This is a genomic window from Streptomyces sp. NPDC000594, from assembly GCF_040299965.1.
GTDB lineage: Bacteria > Actinomycetota > Actinomycetes > Streptomycetales > Streptomycetaceae > Streptomyces.
Genome location: NZ_JBEPCY010000020.1, coordinates 61145 through 76321 on the forward strand (window position 1 = coordinate 61145; position 15177 = coordinate 76321).

Genomic DNA, 15177 nt, shown 5'->3' on the forward strand with positions numbered 1-15177 from the left:
GGTGGTCGTCGTGCGAGAGGAAGCGGGGAGAGCGGGGGAGGGCGGGGAGGGTGGGAAAGAGGGGTGCCGCGCCGTGGGGGACGGGGCGCGGGTGGTCGGGTGCGGGTGGCGGGCCCCGGGTGACGGCTCAGTCGCCGGTGGGCGCGAAGGGGCCGATCCGGTAGAGCACTTCGGGCTGGTGCGCCGGGAGCCGGCCCTCCGGGGTGCCCTGGGCGGGTGCGTCCTCGGGCGGGAAGAGCGCGCCGGGGAAGAGGACCTGCCGCTCCAGCGGTACGCCATGGCGGTGGGCGTACGAGGTGAAGAGGCGGTCGGAGGCGGTGTTGTCGGGGGTGACGGTGGTCTCCACCTCGCACACCCCCCGCCCGGTCCTGACCCGGGCGGTGAGCGCGTCCAGCAGCACCCCGGCCAGTCCCCGCCCCCGGTGGGCGCGGTCGACGGCGATCTGCCAGACGAGCAGGGTGCGCGGCCGGTCGGGCCGGGTGTAGCCGCTGACGAAGGCGATCGGCTCGCCCGCGCCGTCCCGCGCCACCAGGGAGGTCGCCGCGAAGTCCCGGCACCAGAGCAGATAGCTGTACGGGGAGTTGAGGTCCAGGACCTCGGAGTCGCGGGCGATACGCCAGAGCGCGGCTCCATCCTCCACCCGCGGGCTCTCGACGGTCATGAATTCATCGGCTCGGTCGGCTCGGAAACGGTCCTTCTGTGCGGCGGTCATGCTCTGGAAATTTACCGATCACATCCGGAATATTCATGGCCGCGAGAGCTTGGGAAAGAAGTCCCTCCGTGTTATCGCGTGGGCGCGAGACCTCCCCTGACCACCTGGGGGTTTGGTGGTATTCGTCCGGGATTTTTCCGCCAAAAGGAGCCGGTTGTGGGGTCGGTCACAATCCTGCCCGATCTCCTGGAACCCTGTCGGGATCCTGGCGTTTGCCCCCGGGAAAGCGGGGCACAAGAAAGGGAAAGAAATAAGGGAAGCCGCCAGAAAAAGCGGCTTCCCTTATTTCTTTCCCTGAAGTATTTACCCGGGGGAAAGCTCCGGGTGCCGGATCCCCGGGGATCCGGCACCCGGCGATTCCGTCAGGCCCAGACCTCGGAGACCGCCCGCCCGGACGCCACCGGGTCCACCGTCGCGCCCGTCTCGGCGAGCGCCGCGCCGAGCGCCGCGAGCGAGGAGCGCACCGCGCCCCGGGTGGCGTCCACCCCGTAGTGGTTGACCCGGATCATCTCCTTGGCCAGCGCCCCGCCCCCCGCGATCAGCGGCACCGAGGGGTCGATCGCCAGCGCCCGCGCCACCAGGGCGGAGGCGTCGATCCCGGCCGGGGTGCGCAGCGTCGTCGCCACCGGGGCCGCGTCCCGCGCCTCATGGACATACGGCTCCAGACCGCCGCCGAGCGCCAGCGCGCCCGCGCGGGTGGCCGAGGCGGCGAAGGCGTGCCGCTCCATGAGGGCCGGGAGCCCCTCCGACTCGATCCGCTCGACACAGGCCTCCAGGGCCAGCATCTCCAGCTGCGCCGGGGCGTGCAGCAGCGTCTTCCGTCCGCCGTCGATCCACCGCTCCTTCCAGTCGAGGAGGGAGAGGTACGAGCGGCGGGGCGCGGCCGGGTTGGCGGCGAACCGCTCCCAGGCGCGGGCGCTCACCGAGACCGCCGAAACGCCCGCCGGGCCGCCCATCGCCTTCTGCGCGCCGATCACACAGAGGTCCACGCCCCAGGCGTCCGGCAGCAGCGGCTCGGCGGCGACCGAGGCCACCGCGTCCAGCATGAAGAGGGCGCCGTGGCGGCGGACCACCTCACCGATCGCGGCCACCGGGTTGGTGTTGCCGGTCGCCGCCTCCGCGTGCACCAGCGAGACGAAGTCGATCTCCGGGTGGTCCGCCAGTGCCCGCTCCACCTGCTCGGCGGTGACGGCGGTGTGGAACGGCACCTCCAGGTCGATCACCCGGGCGCCGCAGTCGCGCAGCCAGCCGCCGAAGGTCTGGCCGTACGGGCCGGTGACCACGTTCAGCGCGGTCGACCCGGCGCGGGCCCCGGAGCGGATGCAGCCCTCCAGCGGCAGCAGCGCCTCGCCCTGGGTGATCACCACATCCTGCTCGGTGTCCAGCAGGGCGGCGACCCGCGCCTCGATGCGCGCGAAGTGCTCGGCGGTCAGCGGGGGCAGGTCCAGAAGCGGATGAGTCACGGCGGGCCTTCTTCGACAAGGGAGTGCGCTCGACCGGATCTGTCCGGTCTCGGGGACGAGGGTAGCCGCGGTGCGCGTGGGCCGCTCCCGCCGGGTGCCCGCGGTGCGTGCGGCGGGCACGGGGGTGAGTGGCCGCGGTGGGCGAGGAGGCGCGTGGGTGCGGGGCGTGGAGGGGCCGATGGTGCCGGGGGGTCTCCTCGGCGGGGGCGCTGCTCGTACAGTCGGGGACATGAGCGATCACGTGGCGTTGCATGTGAAGGGGCGGGTGCTCGTCGGCCCGGAGGAGGTGCGGGACGAACTGTGGGTCGTGGACGGCCGGATCACCTACCACCGTCCCGCCGGGGCGGACACCGCGCCCACCGTCACCGGCTGGGCGCTGCCCGGCCTGGTCGACGCCCACTGCCATGTGGGTCTGGACGCGCACGGCGCGGTGGACGACGCCACCAGCGAGAAGCAGGCGCTCACCGACCGGGACGCGGGCACCCTGCTGATCCGGGACGCCGGCTCCGCCGCGGACACCCGCTGGATCGACGACCGCGAGGATCTGCCGAAGATCATCCGGGCGGGCCGGCACATCGCCCGTACCCGCCGCTACATCCGTAACTACGCCCATGAGATCGAGCCGGACGACCTGGTCGCCTATGTGGCCCGGGAGGCCCGGCGGGGCGACGGCTGGGTGAAGCTGGTGGGGGACTGGATCGACCGGGAGGCGGGCGACCTCACCGCCTGCTGGCCGCGCGGCGCGGTGGAGGCGGCCATCGCCGAGGCCCACCGGCTGGGCGCCCGGGTCACCGCGCACTGCTTCGCCGAGGACTCCCTGCGGGACCTGGTGGAGGCGGGCATCGACTGCATCGAGCACGCCACCGGGCTCACCGAGGACACCATCCCGCTCTTCGCCGAACGCGGGGTCGCCATCGTGCCGACCCTGGTCAACATCGCCACCTTCCCGGCGCTCGCGGCGGGCGGCGAGGCGAAGTTCCCCGGCTGGTCGGCCCATATGCGACGGCTGCACGCGCGCCGGTACGAAACGGTCAACTCCGCCTTCGCGGCGGGCATCCCGGTCTTCGTGGGGACGGACGCGGGCGGCTCGCTCGCCCATGGCCTGGTCGCCGCCGAGGTCGCCGAGCTGGTGAAGGCGGGCATCCCGCCGCTCGCCGCCCTCTCGGCCACCACCTGGGGCGCCCGCGCCTGGCTGGGCAGGCCCGGACTGGACGAGGGCGCCCCCGCCGACCTGGTGGTGTACGACACCGATCCCCGCGCCGACGTGCGGGCGCTGGCCGCGCCCCGCCGGGTGATCCTCCGGGGCCGGGTGGTGGGCTGAGGGCGGTCGGCCGGGGGCAGAGGGCTGGGGGCGGGAATCGTTGACGACACGTGTCCATGGCCCTGCTCCGTCGTTGAGCATCTTCCGGGCCGGACCGCTTTCCGGGGGCGGAAGGGAACGCCCGTGCCGCAGGATCCGAACAACAACTCGGAAACCACCCTTTGGGATGAACTGACGCCAGGTGTCTGCCGGTTCACTCTCCGTGCGTAAGGATTCCGGTGTCCCGTTCGCCACCGCCCATGGTCCCCGTGGGTGTGATGGCGGCGCCATGCCTTCTGTGGGGGTTCCACCACGTGAACAGCAACACCTTCCGCCTGCCCGCCCGCCGTGCCACCGTCCCGCTCGCCCTGGTGCTGCTCGCCGCACCCGTGGCCCTGGCACATCCCGCGGGGGCCACCGGCGAGGGGGCCCCGGGGCGGGCGAGCGCGGTCGTCCTCCGCGCCGGGCTCGAAGTCTCCCTGCTCGACAAGACCGTCCGGGCCCCGGTCAACGCCGCGCTCAACGAGGTCACCGCCCCCGCCAGCGCCTCCCGCACCGCCCTCACCGTCCGGGTCGACGGCATCGACGGGGGCCGGCCCGTCCAGCTGGCCCGCGCCGACGCGGCCACCGCGCGGGCCACGGCGGAGCGGGGCGGTACGGAGGGCTTCGCCCAGCTCGCACGGGCCCGGGTCCATCTCCCCGGACTGCCGCTGGTCTCCCTGATTGAGGTCGAGAAGGTCACCGCACGGGCCGTCTGCCGGACCGGCGCCCGCCCGGCCGCCACCTCCGAACTGCTGGGCCCGGTCAGGGTCCTGGGGCAGACCGTCACCCTCGCCGCAGGTGCCCGTACCCGGGTCACCGCCCCCGGCGTCGGCGAGGTCACCCTCGACCTCGCCCGCAAGGAGACCACCCGGCGCACGGCGGCGGCCACGGCCCTGGAGCTGAAGGTCGCGGTCAACCCCCTCAAGCTGAATGTCGCCGAGGTCAACGGCACCGTCACCCTGGCCAGGGCGGCCTGTGAGACCCCCCGTACCCCGGGGAAGCTCCCCGCCGAACAGCCCGCGGAGCCCACCCGTCCGGGCGTCGAACCGCAGGGCCCCACGGAGAATCTGGCGGAGACCGGCGGGTCCGCCACCACCGGCTATGTCGCCGGGGGCGCCGCCGTGCTGCTCGCCCTGGGCGGCGGAGCGGTCCTGATGGCCCGCAGCCGGGCCCGTGCCCGCGCCCGGGGCTGACCCCCGTACCCCCTCCCATCACGGGGAGGGATCGGGGACCCGCCGGAACCGGCCCGGGGTGCGGTCGGCGTACCACCCGGGCCGGTCACCGGCGGATCCCCGCCGCAGACCTCAGCCGTAGACCTCAGTCGCGGGCCTCGGTCGCGGACCGGGGCCGCGGGCGTCAGCCGCAGACCATGGCCAGCGCCTGATCCAGCGCCTGGAGGAAACGGTTGGTGGTGACCCGGTCCCGGACCGCGATCCGCAGCCACCCCGGACCCAGCCCCGGGAAGGTGTCACCGCGCCGCACGGCGAAGCCCAGCAGCCGCAGCTGCTCCCGTACCCGGTCCCCCTCCCGCACATGGACCAGGACGAAGGACGCCTCCGCGGCGGCCACCACCCGTACCTCGTCGAACTCGGCCAGGCCCGCCAGCAGATGGGCCCGTTCCACCGCGATCTGCCGGGCGGCCTGTTCCGCCTCCTTCAGCGCGGCGGGGGTCATGCACGCCTCCGCCGCGGCGAGGGCCGGAGTGGAGACCGGCCAGAGCGGCTGGGCCCGTTGCAGCGCGGCGATCGTCTCCGGCTCGCCCAGGGCATAGCCGATCCGCAGACCCGCCAGCCCCCAGGTCTTGGTGAGGCTGCGCAGCACCACCAGGCCGGGGACATCGGTACGGTCCGCCAGGGTCTCCGGCTCGTCCGGCACCGCGTCCATGAACGCCTCGTCCACCACCAGCGTCCGGCCCGGCCGGGCCAGCGCCGCCACATCGGCGGCCGGGTGCAGGACGGAGGTCGGGTTGGTCGGATTGCCGATCATCACCAGATCCGCCTCCTCCGGCACCGCCTCGGGATCGAGCCGGAAACCGTGCTCCTCCCGCAGCAGCAGCCGGTCCACCGTATGGCCCGCGTCCCGCAGCGCCGCCTCGGGCTCGGTGAACTGCGGATGCACCACCAGCGGATGGCGCACCGGCAGGGCGCGCGCCAGCAGCACGAACGCCTCGGCGGCGCCCGCCGTCAGCAGCACCCGGTCGACGGGCAGCCCGTGCCGGGCGGCGACCGCCTCACGGGCCGCCCGGCCGTCCGGATAGGCGGCCAGCGAGCGCAGGGAGCCCGCCACACATTCGCGCAGCCACTCGGGGGGTGTGCCCGCGCGGACATTGACCGCGAGATCGGTCAGCAGGGCCCCGGAGTCGCGTATCTCGGCGTCGCCGTGGTGACGCAGGTCGTGGGGGCCGTCAGTGTGTGTATGCATGTGCGTGACTGCCGTGGTGGTGCGGGCCGCCGGCCCGGTCGTCCGGGTCCTTGCCGGGGGCCACCGGCGGGGTGGCGGATCGTCTCTGCCCGGGACCGGCGGGGTCGCCGCCCGGTCTCGCCGCGCCGGTACGGAGGGCATGGCCGACGTTCATCTGCGTTCTCCTAGGGGTGGGGGAAACTTCGGAGTGCGGTGCGGGGGTACGGCGGTGCGCGGCCCCGGGGGCCGGGGAGCGGACCGGGGCGGTACGGGGGAGTGCGCGTCCCCGCCGCCCGTGCCGGGTACGGACCGTGTCCCGTCCCTCCCGGCGACCGGTTGATGCCCCCGTACGAGGGGCACCTCACCGTGCCGGAGGGCAGCGCGGGGTGCGCCGGAGCGGGTCCGGAGGTACGGGGCGCGATGCCCGTGCCGCTGCCCGCCGTGTGCTCCCGGGACCGCCGGGGACGCCGCAGCCGCCGGGTCCGGGGTACGGGCCGGGGCCGCCGCACCCGTCCGGCGGGCGCCGGAGCCGGTGACCGGGCCGGCCGGGTGGCACCGGACGGCTCCCGTGGGGGGACCGGGCCGCGCCCCGGCGGACGGCGGAGGACGCCGGACGCCCCGTACCCGGCCGGGAGTGGTGGCCCCGACCGGCCGGAACGGGCACCCGGCCCCGGTACCGCCGACGGTGGGGAGCCGGGCAGCACGGAACGGGCCCCGCCGCCCAGCGGAAGGGCCCCCGTACACGGGCGCGCGGCCGCGGGCGCGGGCACGCGCGGGATCACGCCTGCCACCGGAGGCCGGGCGGGGTCGCCGCACGGTACGCGGTGGCGCGGGTGGCTGAGTTGCCGACCGTCACGACGGACATCATGTCCACCAGCGCGGGATCCACTCCGGCCAGTGTGGTCACATGGCTTGATTCATCTGTCCGGGATCCGCTCCCCATGATTTCCACCGGTGTCCGGGCGGGCCACTGTCGCCGGAAGAGGGCCAAGGCACTGCTGAGCCGTCGACTGCCGCGCAGGTCACCAGGGTTGATCAGGGTCACGGTCGACTCCTCCGGAGGCAGCGCGCCCAGTCGCTCGCTCAACATCTCCCATGGCGGAAAAGCATCGCAGAGGGCGGTCCACACCCAGCGGTCCGGGGCCCCCGGGTCCCTGTCGGGGACCGGCGCCGGGAGCCGCCCGGGGCCGTACCCGGGACGGCGGGCCACCGCACAGGTCGCCCGCGCCGGCCCCCGGGCCGGGCTCGACCTCCGCTTGGGGACCAGCAACTCCCCGCCGCCCGCCAGCGCCGCCGCCTCCGCCACCGACGGGGTGCCGGTGTGGCGCAGCGCGTGGGCCGAGGGGTGCGGCACCGGGACGGCGGCCAGCCGCCCGGCGGGGTGGACGACCAGCGGCGCGGCCAGCCGGCGGGCCGCCGCCACGATCCCCGGCTCGTCCGCCTTGGCCTCGACCGTGGCCAGCGCGGCGATGCTCAGCGGGGAGAGCCCGGCCGTCGCGAGCGCCGCCACCACCAGCCCCACGATCTCGTCCGCCGCCGCGCCCCGGGCGGCACCGACCCCGACGACCAGCGAGGGCGGGCGCAGCAGACGCTCCGCGCCGCCGAAGGGCACGACCCGATCGGTGACCCGGCGGGCGGCGGTCCGGTCGGTGAGGGGGACCGCCCGGCTCCGCCGGGAGTGGTGCTCGGGCGGTGCCATGCGTTCTCCGGGCCGGTGTACGGGATCCCACCGGGGGATCCCTGGGGTCAGGGGCGGGGTGTCCCGGGTGCGGGACGCGTCAAACGGGTGATTCGGACGGCGCTGTCGCCCAGGGCCGCCCGGGGGCGGACGAATCCGCTACAAAGACACATGGCGGTCTTGGTCGCGCTGGGCGCTTTTGTGATGACACTGGTCGGCGGTTGGACGGCGCGCCGCGTCACCGACCGCCGCCATCTGGTGCTCGGCCTCGCGGGCGGGCTGATGCTGGGGGTCGTCGGGCTCGATCTGCTGCCCGAGGCGCTGCGGTCGGCGGGGCAGGAGATCTTCGGGGTCCCGCTGGCGCTGCTGCTCTTCGTGGCGGGCTTCCTGGTCGCGCACATGGGGGAGCGGCTGCTGGCCGCCGGCCGGGCCGCCCATGGCGCGGGCCGTCCGATGGCCCCGAAGGTGGGGCTGACGGCCGCCTCGGCCATGGTGGGCCACAGTCTGCTGGACGGTGTCGCCATCGGCGCCGCCTTCCAGGTGGGCGAGGCGATGGGGCTGACGGTGGCGCTGGCCGTCATCGCCCATGACTTCGCGGACGGGTTCAATACGTACACCCTCACCAGCCTGTACGGGAACACCCACACCAAGGCGGTGGCGATACTGCTGGCGGACGCCTGTGCGCCCGTGGTCGGCGCCGCCTCCACCCTGCTGGTCACCGTTCCGCCGCTGGCGCTCGGCGGCTATCTCGGCTTCTTCGGGGGCGCGCTGCTCTATCTCGCGGCGGCGGAGATCCTGCCCGAGGCCCATCACACCCACCCGGCCCGGTCCACCCTGCTCTGCACGGCGGCGGGGGCGGGGTTCATCTGGCTGGTGGTCGGGCTCTCGGGCTGAGCCGCCCGGCTCATCGCGCGCACCGCTCCACGAACCGCCGCGCCACCCCCGGCGTCCCCGCCCAGTGCGTATGGAGATAGCTGGCGTGCACCCCGTCCTGGACGAACCCCTCGACCCGGCGCTCCGGCCGCACCATCCCCCACGCCGGAGCCGCACCCGCCCCGGGCTCGATCACCGTACGGTGGAACTCGTGCCCCCGCGCCCGGGTCCCGACCGCCGCCAGCACGCTGTCGCTGACCGCCACCGCCTCGCGGTAGCCCAGCGTCAGCCGCTTCTCCATCCGGGCGTCCGCCGCCAGCACCCCGCACATCGGCAGCCCGTCCAGCGAACGCGCCAGATAGAGCAGGCCCGCGCACTCCGCCGCCACCGGACCGCCCGCCTCCGCGAAGGCGGCGACCTCGGCCCGCAGCTCCTTGTTGGCCGACAGCTCCGGCGCGTACACCTCCGGGAAACCGCCGCCGATGACGATCCCCGAGGTGCCCTCGGGCAGCCGCTCGTCCCGCAGCGGATCAAAGGTGACGACCTCGGCGCCGCAGGCCGTCAGCAGCTCCGGATGCTCCGCGTAGGCGAAGGTGAAAGCGGGACCGCCGGCCACCGCGACCACCGGCCGCCGCCCCGTGCGGGGGAGCGCCGTACCCGCTCCGCCCTCGGTCTCCGGGCTCCATACCGCACCGGTGAGCGGGGGCGCCGACCGGGCCAGCGCCAGCAGCGCCGCCAGATCGCACCCCTCCCGTACCAGCTCCGCCATCGCGTCCACCGACCCGACCGCGTCCGCCGTCCGCTCGGCCACCGGCACCAGCCCCAGATGGCGGGAGGGCGTGGCCACGGCGGCCCGCCGCCGCACCACCCCCAGCACCGGCATGCCGACCTCCTCCAGCGCCTCCCGCAGCAGCCCCTCGTGCCGGTCGCTCGCCACCTTGTTCAGGATCACCCCGCCGACCCGTACCTGGGGGTCGAAGGAGACAAAGCCGTGCACCAGCGCCGCCACCGAACGCGACTGGGCACTGGCGTCCACCACCAGCACCACCGGCGCCCGCAGCACCTTGGCCACCTGTGCCGTCGACGCCAGCTCGCCCGCGCCCGAGGCGCCGTCGAACATCCCCATCACCCCCTCGACCACCGCCAGGTCGCACCCCGCCGCGCCATGCGCGAGCAGCGGCTCCAGCAGCTCCGTACCGCAGAGATACGCGTCGAGATTGCGCCCCGGGCGGCCGGTCGCGAGGGCGTGGTAGCCCGGGTCGATGTAGTCGGGGCCCACCTTGTGCGGGGAGACCCGCAGCCCCGCCGCCGAGAACGCGGCCATCAGGCCGGTCGCCACGGTGGTCTTGCCGCTGCCCGACGACGGCGCGGCGATGACGAGTCGTGCTACCACTCGATGCCCCGCTGGCCCTTCTGCCCGGTGTCCATCGGGTGCTTGACCTTGGTCATCTCGGTCACCAGATCGGCGAACTCCCGCAATGGCTCCGGGGCGTTCCGGCCGGTGATCACCACATGCTGGTTCCCCGGGCGGTCCCGCAGCACCGAGATCACCTCCTCGGTGTCCACCCAGCCCCAGTGGAGCGGATAGGCGAACTCGTCCAGGACGTACAGCCGGTAGCTCTCGGCGGCCAGATCCCGCTTGACCTGCTCCCAGCCCTCCCGGGCCGCGTCCTCGTTGGTCAGCTGCCGGTCCCGCTGGACCCAGGACCAGCCCGCGCCCATCTTGAACCAGTCCACCCGGCCGCCCTCGCCGGATGCGCCCAGCACCCGCAGCGCGTTCTCCTCGCCCACCTTCCACTTGGCGGACTTGACGAACTGGAACACCCCGATCGGCCACCCCTGGTTCCAGGCGCGCAGCGCCAGGCCGAAGGCGGCCGTCGACTTGCCCTTGCCGGGGCCCGTATGGACGAAGACCAGCGGACGGTTCCGCCGCTGACGTGTGGTGAGTCCGTCCTCCGGGACGACGGACGGCTTTCCCTGCGGCATCACGCGGCCTTTCTGTCGATCCTGCCGGTACGGGGAGATCCCGCCGCCCCGGTCGGCCCGGTGTCCCGGGCGTCGCGCACCAGCCCGCTGATGGTCTCCGCGCGCAGCTCGTCGAGGGTGACGGCGCTCCCGCCGAGCCGGGTGGCGAGCGCGCCCGCGAGCCCCAGCCGGACCGGTCCCGTCTCGCAGTCCACCACGATCGAGGTGATGCCGTCCGCCGCGTGCAGCCCCGCAGCGCGCGCGGAGAGCGCCACCGGGTCGACGCCACCGGTCGCCCGGCCGTCGGTCACCACCACCAGCAGCGGACGCCGCGAGGGGTCGCGCAGCCGCTCCACCCGCAGCACCTCACGGGCCTTCAGCAGCCCGGCCGCCAGCGGGGTGCGGCCCCCGGTGGGCAGCCGCTCCAGCCGGGCCGCCGCCGCCTCCACCGAGGAGGTGGGCGGGAGCGCCAGCTCCGCGTCCCGGCCCCGGAAGGTCACCAGACCCACCTTGTCCCGGCGCTGATAGGCGTCGAGCAGCAGCGACAGCACCGCGCCCTTGACCGCGCCCATCCGCCGCCGGGCCGCCATCGAACCCGAGGCGTCCACCACGAAGAGCACCAGATTGGACTCGCGGCCCTCCCGGGCGGCCTGCCGCAGATCCTCCCGCCGCACCACCAGGCCGGGGCCGCCGCGCCCGCGCGCCCGCTGGTGCGGGGCGGCGGCCCGTACCGTCGCGGACAGATGCAGCCGGGTGAGCGTGCCCTTGGGCAGCCGGGACCCGGTGGTGCGGCCGTGCTCCGAGCGGGACCGGGAGCGGCGGCCCGCGGCCCCCTCACCGATCCCGGGCACGCTCAGCGCCTTCGGACGGAACGGCTCGGCGGCCGCCACCGGGCGCTGTTCGGCGGCGCCGGTGCCCGACGCTCCGGCACCGTCGCCCTGCTGTGCTCCGGAGGGCTCGTGGGTCTCCTGCGGCTCCGGGGAGTCTTGGGACTCATGGGAATCATCGGACCCACGGGACTGGGGCGGTACGGAGGGACCGTCGCCCCGGGGCGGCCTGCCGCCGCCCCCGCCACCACCGTCGGGGCCACCGTCGGGGTCGCCGTCCGGGCCCCCGCCGTCGGGACCGCCCTCCGGCTCGGGCTCCGGGCCGTCCTCCGTGGACTCCTCCGCCGACTCCTCCAGCGTGCGGTCCAGCTTCTCCTCGTCCAGCCCCGGCGCGTCAAAGGGATTGCGCCGCCGCCGGTGGGGAAGGGCGAGCAGGGCCGCCTGCCGTACATCCCCCTCCGTCACCTCGGTACGCCCCGCCCACGCGGCCAGCGCGGTCGCGGTCCGCGCCATCACGATGTCCGCGCGCATCCCGTCCACCTCGAACGCCGCACAGGTCGACGCGATCTGCCGCAGCGCCCCGTCGCCCAGCACCACCGAGGGCAGCAGCGCCCGCGCCGCCGTGATCCGCTCCCGCAGCGCCTCCTCCGCACCGGCCCAGCGGGCGGCGAAGGAGACCGGGTCGTCCTCGTACGCGATCCGCCGCCGCACCACCTCGACCCGCTCCGAGGGCTCCCGGGACGCGGCGACCTCCACCGTCAGACCGAACCGGTCGAGCAGCTGGGGCCGCAGCTCACCCTCCTCCGGGTTCATCGTTCCCACCAGAAGGAAGCGCGCCGCGTGCCGGACCGACACCCCCTCGCGCTCCACATGCGACGCACCCATGGCGGCGGCGTCCAGCAGCACATCGACCAGATGGTCGTGGAGGAGATTGACCTCGTCCACATAGAGGATGCCCCGGTGCGCGTCGGCCAGCAGCCCCGGCTCGAACGCCTTCACGCCCTCGGCGAGCGCCCGCTCGATGTCCAGCGCGCCCACCAGCCGGTCCTCGGAGGCGCCGACCGGCAGCTCCACCATGCGCGCGGGCCGCTCACCCGACCCGGTGCCCTCGTGCGGCCCGTCCGGGCAGCGCGGATCGGGCCCGGCGGGGTCACAGGAGAACCGGCAGCCGGTCACCGTCGCCACCGGCGGCAGCAGCGCCGACAGCGCCCGTACGGCGGTCGACTTGGCGGTGCCCTTCTCGCCGCGCACCAGCACCCCGCCGACCCGGGGCGAGACGGCGTTCAGCAACAGGGCCAGCCGCAGATCGTCCTGGCCGACCAGGGCGGTGAACGGGTACGGGGTGCTCATACGGTCTCCTCGACCAGTTCGGGCGTGCCGGGCAGTTCGGGCGCGCCGGGCGCGACAAAGGGAAGGCCGGCGGGCGCGCCCCGCTCGATCAGCCGCAGCAGCGCGTCGGTGTCCGCGTGTTCCTCGATCAGATCGCCGAGCCGGTCCAGCTGCTCCTCGCGCAGTGCGTCGAAGGAGGTGTCCGGCGCGGGCACGAACCGCCGTCCGGCGGCTGCGGCGACCTCCCGCAGAAACGCCCGCCGGAAGCCGTCGCTCTCCAGCGAGCCGTGCCAGTGGGTGCCCCAGACGGCGCCGGCCCGGCAGCCGTCCAGGAACGCCTCGCCGCCCAGCACCTCGGCGACACCGTGGTGGATCTCGTACCCCTCCACCGGTTCGCCCAGCGCCGTCCCCACCGGCCGGGCCAGGGTCTTCGCCGGGTGGAAGCGCACCCGTACGGGCAGCAGCCCCAGGCCCGGCACGGTGCCGGCCCGGGACTCCACCTCGTCCTCGATGCGCTCGCCGAGCAGCTGGAAGCCGCCGCAGATGCCGAGCACGGGCCGTCCGGCGGCGGCCCGGCGGGCCAGCTCCCGGTCGAGTCCCCGGCTCCGCAGCCACTCCAGCGCCTTGACGGTGCCCCGGGTGCCGGGGACGACCACCAGATCCGCGTCGGCCAGCTCCTCGGGGCGGTCGGCGAAGCGGACGACCACGCCCGGCTCGGCGGCGAGCGCGTCCACATCGGTGAAGTTCGACATCAGCGGCACCGCGCAGACCGCGACCCGCAGCACCTCCTCGCCCACCGGGGGCGCCGTCGGGGCCTCGCGGAGGGCGCCGCGCAGCGAGACCCGCAGCCCGTCCTCCTCGTCGATGCCGAGGCCATGGGCGTAGGGCAGCACCCCGTAGGTGGGCCGTCCGGTCAGCCCCCGGAGCATGTCGAGCCCCGGCTCCAGGAGCGAGACATCGCCCCGGAACTTGTTGACGAGATACCCGGCGATCAGCCGCTGGTCCTCGGCGGCGAGCAGTGCCGTGGTGCCGAAGAAGGAGGCGAAGACGCCGCCCCGGTCGATGTCCCCGACGACGAGCACCGGCAGCCGCGCGGCGCGGGCGACGCCCATGTTCACGATGTCGGTACGGCGCAGATTGATCTCGGCGGGGCTGCCCGCGCCCTCGCAGATGACCGCGTCATGGGTGGCGCGCAGCTCCTCCAGGCACTCCATGACGGTGCCGAAGAGCCGGGCGCGGTCCCCGTCGGGGCGGCCGGTGCCGGAGCCGAAGAAGCCCCGGGCGCCCATCTCGCCCACCGGGCGGCCCATGAGCACCACCTGGCTGGTGCGGTCGCCGCCCGGCTTGAGCAGCACCGGGTTCATCAGCGCGGTGGGCTCGGTGCGGGCGGCGCGGGCCTGCATGGCCTGGGCGCGGCCGATCTCGGCGCCGTCCCGGGTGACAAAGGAGTTCAGCGACATGTTCTGGCCCTTGAAGGGGGCCACCCGCAGGCCCCGGCGGACCAGCCAGCGGCAGATCCCGGCGGTGACGACGCTCTTGCCCGCGTCGGATGTGGTGCCCGCGACGAGCAGCCCGCCTCCGGTCATCGTGTCCCTCCCGTGGTCCTGGTGATGGCTGCCCCGGCTCTGCTCCGTCGTCCGAGGTGTCCCGCCGCGAGCCGTCCGGCGGCGCTCACCCCGAGGGCCAGCAGCCCCACCCGGCGGGAGAGCCGGACCGCGCGGTCGATGTCCGCGGGGACGACGGGGCGGCCGGCGGCGCCGTTGAGGACGGGCCGGTGCTCGACCCGTCCGCCGTAGGCCAGGGTCCCGCCGAGCCGTACGCCGAGCGCGCCCGCGAAGGCGGCCTCGACCGGGCCCGCGTTGGGGCTGGGGTGGCGGTGGGCGTCGGCGCGCCAGGCGCGGAGGGCGCCCCGGGGGCTCGGGCCCGCCGCCGTGGCCAGCGCGGCGGTCAGCCGGGCGCCGGGCCACCCGGCGAGGTCGTCCAGACGGGCGGCGGCCCAGCCGAAGCGGAGATGGCGGGGGGAGCGGTGGCCGACCATCGCGTCCAGGGTGTTCACCGCGCGGAAGGCGGCGAGTCCGGGGACGCCCGCGACGGCCCCCCAGACCAGGGCGCCGACCACGGCGTCGGAGGTGTTCTCGGCGACGGACTCCACCACGGCACGGGCGATCCCGGGGCCGTCCAGGGCCTCGGGGTCCCGGCCGCAGAGATGGGGCAGCCGCCGCCGGGCGCGGTCGAGGTCGCCGTCGGCCAGCGCGGCGCCGATGGTACGGGCCTCCCGGCCCAGCGAGGTGCCGCCGACGACGGTCCAGGTGGTGGCGGCGGTCAGGGCCAGGGAGAGAGCGGGGGAGCGCCGTACGGCCCGGGTGAGCGCCGCGGCGCCCAGGGCGGTCCCGCCGGCGCAGACGGCCGTGTGCAGGGCTCCCCAGCCCCGGTGGTCGCGCCAGAGGAGGTCCTCGACGGCTCCGGCGGCGCGGCCGAAGGCGGCGACGGGATGGCCCCGGCGGGGATCGGCGAGCAGGAGGTCGGTGAGGAGGCCGGCGGCGGCGCCGCAGGCGAAGACCCGGTCGGCCCGCACGGTGGTCAGGATC

The 15177-nt window shown here is 75.3% G+C and carries 11 protein-coding genes and 1 pseudogene; 3 read left to right on the forward strand and 9 right to left on the reverse strand.

Annotated elements, in window-relative coordinates:
* Nucleotides 1–127: 127 nt before the first annotated feature.
* Entirely contained in the window at nucleotides 128–712 is a 585-nt protein-coding gene (gene ectA / locus ABT354_RS24865; protein WP_351497506.1) for a diaminobutyrate acetyltransferase, read from the reverse strand.
* A gap of 362 nt (nucleotides 713–1074) precedes the next feature.
* Complete coding sequence (locus ABT354_RS24870; protein ID WP_351497508.1) at nucleotides 1075–2175, reverse strand: pyridoxal-phosphate-dependent aminotransferase family protein; 1101 nt, start codon at nucleotides 2173–2175, stop codon at nucleotides 1075–1077.
* Between the two features lie 229 nt (nucleotides 2176–2404).
* Between ABT354_RS24870 and ABT354_RS24875 the strand changes: the two genes are divergently transcribed.
* A complete protein-coding gene (locus tag ABT354_RS24875) occupies nucleotides 2405–3496 on the forward strand; it encodes an amidohydrolase family protein (RefSeq protein ID WP_351497510.1) in 1092 nt (363 codons plus the stop codon).
* Nucleotides 3497–3789: 293 nt separating this feature from the next.
* Entirely contained in the window at nucleotides 3790–4710 is a 921-nt protein-coding gene (locus tag ABT354_RS24880) for an SCO1860 family LAETG-anchored protein (RefSeq protein WP_351497512.1), read from the forward strand.
* A 163-nt stretch (nucleotides 4711–4873) separates the two neighbouring features.
* Here ABT354_RS24880 and cobC read toward each other — a convergent pair whose 3' ends face one another.
* Nucleotides 4874–5938: an Rv2231c family histidinol phosphate aminotransferase CobC gene (cobC, locus tag ABT354_RS24885; protein WP_502983491.1), complete on the reverse strand. Its 1065-nt coding sequence runs from the start codon at nucleotides 5936–5938 to the stop codon at nucleotides 4874–4876.
* Between the two features lie 1114 nt (nucleotides 5939–7052).
* Nucleotides 7053–7547: pseudogene (locus ABT354_RS38105) on the reverse strand (cobalamin biosynthesis protein); the annotation flags it as partial.
* A 219-nt stretch (nucleotides 7548–7766) separates the two neighbouring features.
* Here ABT354_RS38105 and ABT354_RS24895 point away from each other — a divergent pair.
* The gene (locus ABT354_RS24895) at nucleotides 7767–8489 is read left to right on the forward strand and encodes a ZIP family metal transporter (RefSeq protein WP_351497516.1); all 723 of its coding nucleotides are present in this window, start codon (nucleotides 7767–7769) and stop codon (nucleotides 8487–8489) included.
* A gap of 10 nt (nucleotides 8490–8499) precedes the next feature.
* Here ABT354_RS24895 and ABT354_RS24900 read toward each other — a convergent pair whose 3' ends face one another.
* From ABT354_RS24900 to ABT354_RS24920, 5 genes are read right to left on the reverse strand one after another with little or no spacing between them, the layout of a single operon-like run.
* Nucleotides 8500–9861, reverse strand: coding sequence for a cobyrinic acid a,c-diamide synthase CobB (locus tag ABT354_RS24900; protein WP_351497518.1), 1362 nt, complete (start codon nucleotides 9859–9861; stop codon nucleotides 8500–8502).
* The gene (cobO, locus tag ABT354_RS24905) at nucleotides 9855–10454 is read right to left on the reverse strand and encodes a cob(I)yrinic acid a,c-diamide adenosyltransferase (protein ID WP_351497636.1); all 600 of its coding nucleotides are present in this window, start codon (nucleotides 10452–10454) and stop codon (nucleotides 9855–9857) included. Before cobO ends, ABT354_RS24900 begins: the two co-directional genes overlap by 7 nt.
* Nucleotides 10454–12610, reverse strand: a complete 2157-nt coding sequence (locus tag ABT354_RS24910; RefSeq protein ID WP_351497521.1) for a putative cobaltochelatase — start codon at nucleotides 12608–12610, stop codon at nucleotides 10454–10456. Before ABT354_RS24910 ends, cobO begins: the two co-directional genes overlap by 1 nt.
* Nucleotides 12607–14175: a cobyric acid synthase gene (locus ABT354_RS24915; protein WP_351497523.1), complete on the reverse strand. Its 1569-nt coding sequence runs from the start codon at nucleotides 14173–14175 to the stop codon at nucleotides 12607–12609. The genes ABT354_RS24910 and ABT354_RS24915 overlap by 4 nt, the downstream gene beginning before the upstream one ends.
* Nucleotides 14172–15164: a cobalamin biosynthesis protein gene (locus tag ABT354_RS24920; RefSeq protein ID WP_351497525.1), complete on the reverse strand. Its 993-nt coding sequence runs from the start codon at nucleotides 15162–15164 to the stop codon at nucleotides 14172–14174. Before ABT354_RS24920 ends, ABT354_RS24915 begins: the two co-directional genes overlap by 4 nt.
* Between the last annotated feature and the right edge of the window lie 13 nt (nucleotides 15165–15177).

What these genes read in the sequence shown, in the direction of transcription:
- ABT354_RS24875 (WP_351497510.1), top strand. Translation starts at nt 2,405, where the DNA reads ATGAGCGATCACGTGGCGTTGCATGTGAAGGGGCGGGTGCTCGTCGGC.
- ABT354_RS24895 (WP_351497516.1), top strand. Translation starts at nt 7,767, where the DNA reads ATGGCGGTCTTGGTCGCGCTGGGCGCTTTTGTGATGACACTGGTCGGC.
- ectA (WP_351497506.1), bottom strand. Translation starts at nt 712, where the DNA reads ATGACCGCCGCACAGAAGGACCGTTTCCGAGCCGACCGAGCCGATGAA.
- cobC (WP_502983491.1), bottom strand. Translation starts at nt 5,938, where the DNA reads ATGCATACACACACTGACGGCCCCCACGACCTGCGTCACCACGGCGAC.
- cobO (WP_351497636.1), bottom strand. Translation starts at nt 10,454, where the DNA reads ATGCCGCAGGGAAAGCCGTCCGTCGTCCCGGAGGACGGACTCACCACA.
- ABT354_RS24915 (WP_351497523.1), bottom strand. Translation starts at nt 14,175, where the DNA reads ATGACCGGAGGCGGGCTGCTCGTCGCGGGCACCACATCCGACGCGGGC.
- ABT354_RS24910 (WP_351497521.1), bottom strand. Translation starts at nt 12,610, where the DNA reads ATGAGCACCCCGTACCCGTTCACCGCCCTGGTCGGCCAGGACGATCTG.